Genomic DNA, 7,501 nt, shown 5'->3' on the forward strand with positions numbered 1-7,501 from the left:
TTCCGGATGCCCGACCTGTTGTCGATCGGACTCGGTGGCGGCAGCCATGTCGAGCAAGACCCGGCGCGGGTCGGGCCGGTCAGCGTCGGCTACCGCTTGACCTCGGAGGCGCTGGTGTTCGGCGGCACGCGCCTCACAGCGACCGACATCGCGGTTGCCGCCGGCCTCGTCGAGATCGGCGACCGCGCCCACGTCGCCTCGCTGCCGAAGCCGCTGATCGAGGCCGCACTCGCCACCGCGCATCGCAAGCTCGCCGATGACATCGACCGGATGAAGACCGAAGCCGGCGACGTGCCGCTGCTCGCGGTCGGCGGCGGCGCCTTCCTGGTGCCGGACCACCTGCCCGGCATCTCCGAGATCGTGCGCGTGCCGCATGGCGACTGCGCCAACGCGGTGGGAGCGGCAATCGCGCAGGTCTCGGGCGAGGCCGACCAGGTGTTCCGCGATCTCTCCCGCGATGAGGCGATCGCCGCCGCGCGCGGCATTGCCGAGGAGCGCGCCATCTCCGCCGGCGCTGCGCGCGAAACCCTCAAGACCATCGACGTCGAAGACATGCCGATCGCCTACCTTCCCGGCAATGCGCTCCGCGTCCGCGTCCGCGTCGCCGGCGCGATCGCCGATCCACAGGTGCCGGCGGCGGCGTGATCGACAGCACGATGAGATAGGCTTCGCTAGATCGGCGAAGGAAGCGCGCTCCCTCTCCCCGCTCTTTCGCGGAGAGAGGGTTGGGGTGCTGCTTCACCAGCGGGACTCGTGAGAGTCCCCCTCACCCGAAAGCTTCGCTTTCGACCTCTCCCCGCAAGCGGGGCGAGGTGAACGGAGTTTGCGGCGGCCTGATCATCCCAAAGCTCCCACACATTCGGTTAGAGTTTCGGGATCACCGCCTCCACCATCACGCCATCGTCGGCTGAGGCGACGGTGAGGGTGCCGCCGAGCGCCAATATCCGTTCGCGCATGCCGGTCAGTCCACGACCGAGCTTGTGGCCGCTGATCAGGCCGCGGCCATTGTCGCGCACACGCACCAGCGCGCAATCGCGCCCGCGCGGCGAGCCTTCCGCCTGTCCGGCGGCCTCGATGGTGACGTTGACCGCGGTGGCGCCGGCGTGACGGAACACGTTGGTCAGCGCCTCCTGCACCACGCGGTAGATCGTGAGCTCGGCGGTTTCGCCGGTGTCGCCGAGCGACGGCGATATCGTGGTCTCGATCGCGACGTTGGGGTTCGACTCCCGCCACAGCCGCAGCAACGCTTCGAGCGCTTCTCGCAAGCCAAGCTCGGCCAGCGCGACCGGTCGCAGCTTCTCCAGGACCCTGCGGTTGAACTGCTGCAGCGCATTGACCTGTTCCCAGATCGCGCCGCCATGCCGCCGCAACGCGTCGGCGCCCACGTCGCCGGTCTCCGCCAGCTTGACCAGCGCGCTGGCATGGGCGCGGATCGAGAACAGATACGGCCCGAACTCGTCGTGCAATTCGCGCGCGATCTCCTTACGCTCGAGGTCCTGCAGCGAGACGGCCCGCTCGGCGAGACGCCGCTTTTCTTCCACCGCCTCGCCTAGCACGGCGGCGAGATGGTTCAGCCTGCGGCAGATCGCTGCCAGCTCCGGCGCGCCCGACGGCGTGACCCGCACGTCATAGGCGCCCTCCTCGATCGCCGTCATCGCCCGCGACAGCGATTCCAGCGGCGCCAGCGCACGGCTCACCACCGCCATCATGATCAGAAACAGGGCCACCGCAATGGCCGAGCCGACCTCGACCTGGGTGACGATGCCGTCCCAGATTTCGGCGATCTCGTCGTCCGGATGCGGCGTGATCACCAGCGATCCGTCCCGGCCGTGGATCGATACCGGTACGCTGACGGATGACTTCTCCGGATGAACCAGCGCGACGAACCAAGCCGGCGGCGCCCGCTCGCCGATCATGTCGTCGGCAGGCTCGCCGCGCGAGGACACCGCAGCTCCGTCCTGCCACGTGATGCTGACATGGCGCAGCCTGGAAAGGTCACTGAGGATCTGGCTCAGCCGGCTTTCGGGATCGGGCGCCTCGCGCAGGCCCGCCACGATGGTCTCGGTAAATTCGCGCGCCAGGCGAATCACGCTCTGATCCTCCGCCTGCACGCGCGGGCCGGCTTCGAGCACCAGCCGCGCGATGTTGACGGCGAGGCCGAGCGCCAGCACCAGTGCCAGCAGCACGTTGATCCGCGCGCGAAGGGAGAGTTTCTGCCACATGGGGTCCGTCCACGACCGCGTCACATTCGCCCGCCACTAACGTTGACACCAAAAACAGCGGACGCTCTAATTGAGCTGCACCGTATCACAGCCGATACGATGGCCGTCGTGATGCAGTGCAACAACAGCAACAAGAGAGCGGCTCTGGGAGAGAAAGCTCATGCGCGTCCTGATCGTGGACGACCATCCCATCGTCGCGTCCGGCTGCCGCGCGGTGCTTGCGGGCGAGCCGGATGTCGAGCTGTTGGAAGCCGCCGACGCCGAGAGCGGCGAGCACGTTTTTACCACCGAGCATCCGGATGTCTGCGTCGTCGACATCAACCTGCCGACGGTATCGGGATTCGAGCTGGCGCGCCGCATCCGCGCGCATGATGCCTCCGCCCGTATCATCATGTTCAGCATGAACGACGACCCGGTGTTCGCCGCCCGCGCCATCGAGGCCGGCGCCAAGGGCTATGTCTCCAAGGCCGGCGACCCTTGCGACCTCGTCGAGGCGATCCGCCAGGTCGGCAAGGGCGAGACCTATCTGCCGCCGGCGATGGCGCGCAGCCTCGCTTTTGCAGGTCCGGGCGTGACGCAAAGCCCGCTCTCGAAACTGACACCACGCGAGATGGAAATCCTGCGCCTCCTCAGCGCGGGCAAGAGCCTGACGGAGATCGCCTGGCTGGTGAATTCGTCCTACAAGACCGTGGCCAACACTTCCTCGATCATGCGCCAGAAGCTCGGCGTGCGCACCTCGGTGGAGCTGGTCCGGCTGGCGATCGAGCACGGCGTGGCGTGAGGCCCGCGCGTTGAGGCTTGGCGAAATCGCGCCCGTGGCGTAACCAGCGCATCGCTTACGACAACGCAACCCTCGGCGCATGGCCGCAGCGGAGTTCCGTCCATGACCCTTCAGACCGTTTCCCTCAACAAGTCCCATGGCGGCACACAGGGCGTCTACAAGCACGCCAGCGCTTCAACCGGCACCGACATGACTTTCTCGGTCTATGTTCCGGCACATGCCGAAGGCGCAAAACTGCCTGCCGTCACCTACCTGTCGGGCCTGACCTGCACCCATGCCAATGTCACGGAGAAAGGCGAATTCCGCCACGCCTGCGCCGAGCTTGGCCTCATCTTCGTCGCGCCCGACACCAGCCCGCGCGGCCAAGGCGTGCCGGGCGATCCTGCCAACGCCTACGATTTCGGCCTCGGCGCCGGTTTCTTTGTCGACGCGACCGAGGCGCCGTTTGCGAAGAACTACCGGATGTGGAGCTATGTCACCGAGGAGCTGCCGGGGTTGATCCGGGAAAATTTCCCGATCGATCCGGCGCGGCAATCCATCCTCGGCCATTCCATGGGCGGGCATGGCGCGCTGACGGTGGCGTTGCGCCATCCCGACCGCTACCGCGCGGCCAGCGCCTTTGCGCCGATCGTGGCGCCCTCGCAGGTCCCCTGGGGCACGAAAGCACTCGGCGGCTATCTCGGCAGCGACAAACAGACCTGGCGCAGGCACGACACCGTGGCACTGATCGAGGACGGCGCGCGCTATTCCGGCTTTCTCGTCGACATTGGCGACGCCGACCCATTCCTGACCGAGCAGCTTCGCCCCGAACTCTTGCAGGCCGCCTGCGAGAAGGCCGGCATTCCGCTACAACTGCGCCGGCAGGCAGGCTACGACCACAGCTACTACTTCATCTCCACCTTCATGGAGGCCCACCTGCGCTGGCACGCCGAGCGGTTGAAAGCGTGAGGCTGCGGCGCTATTTCGGTGGCGCGCCGTAATCCTGTGCGAGCAGGCGGTTGCGGATGAGATAGTCGGTGGCACGCGTCCAGGACTCGGTGGTGTTGCCGCGCATGTCGGCGCTGCCGGCAGCGACCAACGCGCCGGTCTTGACGTCGCGCAGGTAGAAGTTGACGTTGAGGATGAGGTTGGAGACCTTCTGCACCACGCCCGTCATCGCCAGATCGGCACCGAGCTGCCACGCCAGCTTTACGTCGCAACCGCCGCAGGCCTGCAGATTGCTGTGATGCGCCGCATCATTGACGGATGCGATGTCGAGCACCTGGAACCTGCCGGACTCGCCGAGCTGCTTGCGGATCTGATCGCCGACATGAAGCAGCCGGTCACGCTCGTCGCCGCGCGGGCCATAGACCTCGCCTTGCAGGCTGGTGTCGATCATCTCGAAATCGAACACCGCGAGCTTCGGCGGATCGGCGGCACGCACGGGCGCGGCTAGCACCAACATCAGAATGACTGAAAGCTCTCTCATGATCATGACCTGCCATGAATAGAATGGCGCGACAATATCGATCTCCGGAGCCTCCCGAATCGAGCTGTCATCCCGCGAAAGCGGGGATCCAGCATCCCAGAGCCGGCGCGGCTAAACCGAGCAGCCGCGGCGTACTGGATCGCCCGGTCGAGCCGGGCGATGACAGCGGAGTGGTGGGCGCAGGACCGATAAAAAGTAGGGTTGCAAGCCATGGCAATTCGGTCTTGTTTCGAGCGGAGTTCTTCGTCGAAGAAGAACCGTCAGGGAGGAGCCATGTTCCGATGGTTGATCGGCGCGATCGCTGCAAGCATCGTGGTGGCCCACGCGCTCGCGGCCGAGCCCGTCGAGATCGGCATCGGTTATCTCGGCCGCCCCGGGACAAAGGAGACGTTGTCGTTGATCGAGCAGCCGGCCGCGAACAATGGCGTTGCCGGCGCGCAGCTTGCGATCGAGGACAACAACACCACGGGAAAATTCCTCGACCAGCACTTCACGCTCGAGGAGATCCACCTCAAGCCGAACGCGGATGCCGTCCAGGCCGCGACCGCGCTCGTCGAGCACAACGGCTTCATCATAGCGGACCTGCCGGCGGATGAACTCGTGAAGGTCGCCGATGCGCTGCGCGAGCGCGGCACTCTCCTCCTCAACGCCGGCGCGACCGACGACCGGCTGCGCGAGGAGGACTGCCGCGCCAGTGTCGTGCACGTCGCCCCGACCCGCTCGATGCTGGCGGATGCGCTCGGCCAGTATCTGGTGTGGAAGCAATGGCGGCGCTGGCTCTTGGTGGTCGGCTCGCACGATGCCGACAAGCTCTATGCCGATGCGCTGCGGCGCGCCGCGACGCGCTTTGGCGCCAAGATCGTGCAGGAGCGCAGCTTCGAGGACACCGGCGGCGCCCGCCGCACCGACAGCGGCGTCACCCTGATCCAGCGCCAGATGCCGGTGTTCACCCAGCAGGCGCCGGCCTATGACGTTCTGGTCGCCGCCGACGAGAGCGAGGTGTTCGCCAACTATCTGCCCTATCGCACCTGGGACCCGCGCCCGGTCGCGGGCTCGGCGGGCCTGGTCCCGACGAGCTGGGATGCCTCCCACGACCAATGGGGCGCGATCCAGCTCCAGAACCGTTTCGTGAAGCTCAATTCGCGGCGCATGACCGCGCTCGACATGCAGGCCTGGACCGCGACGCGCATGATCGGCGAGGCTGCCTCGCGCACCAATTCGGGCGACGCCAGGAAAATATCCGACTTCATCAGGGGGCCGGACTTCCAGATCGCGGCGTTCAAGGGCAAGCCCTTGACCCTGCGCGACTGGAATCTGCAGCTTCGCCAGCCCATCCTGCTCGCCGACGGCCGCATGGTGGTATCGGTGTCGCCGCAGGAAGGTTTCCTGCACCAGTTCTCGGAGCTCGATACGCTGGGCGTCGACAAGCCCGAGACCAAGTGCAAACTACGTTGAGACGGAGAGAGCCTCGCATGTGGCGCACCTGCCTGCTACTCGGATCGGCGCTGTGGCTTGCGGCAATCGCCCCTGCCGATGCCGGCTCCGCCTATGTCTCCAACGAAAAAGGCAACACGGTTACGGTGATCGACACCGATAGCTGGTCCGTGACCAACACCATCAAGGTCGGCCAGCGGCCGCGCGGCATCGAGTTCAGCCGTGACGGCAAGTTCGTGTTCGTCGCGGTCGGCGACGACGACACCATCCAGGTGATCGACACCAGGACCCAGGCGATCGTGGACACCCTGCCCTCGGGTCCCGATCCGGAATTGTTCACCCAGGACGCCGCCGGCAAGGTGATGTATGTCGCCAACGAGAACGACAACACGGTGACCGTGATCGATCTCGAGAAGCGCGCCCGGCTCGGCGACATCCAGGTCGGCGTCGAGCCGGAAGGCATGACGGTGAGCCCGGACGGCAAGATCCTGATCAACACCTCCGAGACCACCAACATGGCGCATTTCATCGACACGGCGTCGCGCCAGATCGTCGCCAATGTGCTGGTCGATCCGCGGCCGCGCTTCGCCCAATACAAACACGATGCTTCCGAATTGTGGGTGTCCTCCGAGATCGGCGGCACGGTATCGATCGTCGATCCGGCCAAGCATGCCGTGACCGGCAAGATCGAGTTCGCGATTCCGGGCCTGCGGCGCGAGGCGATCCAGCCGGTCGGCATCGGCATCACCAGGGACGACAAGACCGCCTTCGTCGCGCTCGGTCCCGCCAACCGGGTCGCGGTGGTCGACGCCGCGACCCACGCAGTCAGCAAGTATCTCCTGGTCGGCCAGCGGGTCTGGCACATGGACTTCACGCCGGACGAGAAATACCTGCTCGTTACCAACGGCATCTCCAACGACGTCTCGGTGATCGACGTCGCCGCCCAGAAGGTCATCAAGACCATCCAGGTCGGCGAGTTGCCCTGGGGCGTCACGATCGCAAAGCCATGACCGCAACCGACGCCCGAACCGCCTCCACATTGATGCCATTCCGGCGCGACGCCGCCGCCACACCGGCGCTGTCGATCGACGCCATCAGCCATTCCTATGGCGCCCGTCGCGCGCTGATCGATGTCAGCTTCACGGTGGCGCCGGCGAGCTTCACCGCCTTGCTCGGGCTGAACGGTGCGGGAAAAAGCACGCTGTTCTCGCTGATCACGCGGCTGTTCGGCATCCAGACCGGACGCATCGGCATTTTCGGCCATGACATCGGCCGCGCGCCGAGCGAGGCGCTGCGGCTGCTCGGCGTCGTGTTCCAGCCGCGAACGCTCGATCTCGACCTCTCGCTGATGCAGAACCTGCTCTATCACGCCGCTTTGCACGGCATCGACCGGCGCGAGGCGCGGGCGCGCGGCGAGGAGGTGCTCGCGCGCATCGGCCTTGCCGACCGCAGCAAGAGCAAGGTCCGCGACCTCTCGGGCGGGCAGATGCGGCGGCTCGAGATCGCGCGCGCATTGCTGCACCGGCCGCGCCTCTTGCTGCTCGACGAGCCGACCGTGGGCCTCGACGTCAAGGCGCGCGCGGACATCCTTTCCCA

Annotated in this window: 7 protein-coding genes and 1 pseudogene; 6 read left to right on the top strand and 2 right to left on the bottom strand. The window is 66.4% G+C overall.

The window, feature by feature from the left end; all coding sequences use genetic code 11:
- Positions 1-645: pseudogene (locus tag JOY90_RS02790) on the top strand (hydantoinase/oxoprolinase family protein); the annotation flags it as partial.
- A 218-nt stretch (positions 646-863) separates the two neighbouring features.
- Here JOY90_RS02790 and JOY90_RS02795 read toward each other — a convergent pair.
- Positions 864-2,222 carry a histidine kinase gene (locus JOY90_RS02795; RefSeq protein ID WP_291689645.1) on the bottom strand — a complete coding sequence of 453 codons (1,359 nt, stop codon included), beginning with the start codon at positions 2,220-2,222 and terminating at the stop codon, positions 864-866.
- 160 nt (positions 2,223-2,382) lie between these two features.
- Between JOY90_RS02795 and JOY90_RS02800 the strand changes: the two genes are divergently transcribed.
- Together JOY90_RS02800 and fghA are read left to right on the top strand one after the other, a co-directional pair.
- A complete protein-coding gene (locus JOY90_RS02800) occupies positions 2,383-3,003 on the top strand; it encodes a response regulator transcription factor (protein WP_291689646.1) in 621 nt (206 codons plus the stop codon).
- 102 nt (positions 3,004-3,105) lie between these two features.
- The gene (gene fghA, locus JOY90_RS02805; protein WP_291689647.1) at positions 3,106-3,951 is read left to right on the top strand and encodes an S-formylglutathione hydrolase; all 846 of its coding nucleotides are present in this window, start codon (positions 3,106-3,108) and stop codon (positions 3,949-3,951) included.
- A 10-nt stretch (positions 3,952-3,961) separates the two neighbouring features.
- Here the strand turns inward: fghA and JOY90_RS02810 are convergent, their stop codons facing one another.
- Positions 3,962-4,471 carry a DUF3280 domain-containing protein gene (locus JOY90_RS02810; protein ID WP_291689648.1) on the bottom strand — a complete coding sequence of 170 codons (510 nt, stop codon included), beginning with the start codon at positions 4,469-4,471 and terminating at the stop codon, positions 3,962-3,964.
- 273 nt (positions 4,472-4,744) lie between these two features.
- Between JOY90_RS02810 and JOY90_RS02815 the strand changes: the two genes are divergently transcribed.
- From JOY90_RS02815 to JOY90_RS02825, 3 genes are all read left to right on the top strand, one after another.
- On the top strand, positions 4,745-5,926 hold the full coding sequence (locus JOY90_RS02815) for an ABC transporter substrate-binding protein (protein ID WP_291689649.1): 1,182 nt from the start codon (positions 4,745-4,747) through the stop codon (positions 5,924-5,926).
- A 17-nt stretch (positions 5,927-5,943) separates the two neighbouring features.
- The gene (locus JOY90_RS02820; RefSeq protein WP_291689650.1) at positions 5,944-6,915 is read left to right on the top strand and encodes a YVTN family beta-propeller repeat protein; all 972 of its coding nucleotides are present in this window, start codon (positions 5,944-5,946) and stop codon (positions 6,913-6,915) included.
- A 32-nt stretch (positions 6,916-6,947) separates the two neighbouring features.
- The coding region (locus tag JOY90_RS02825) for an ATP-binding cassette domain-containing protein (protein WP_291689651.1) at positions 6,948-7,501 on the top strand (554 nt) is incomplete at its 3' end.

The sequence above is a fragment of the Bradyrhizobium sp. genome, from assembly GCF_019242285.1.
GTDB lineage: Bacteria > Pseudomonadota > Alphaproteobacteria > Rhizobiales > Xanthobacteraceae > Bradyrhizobium.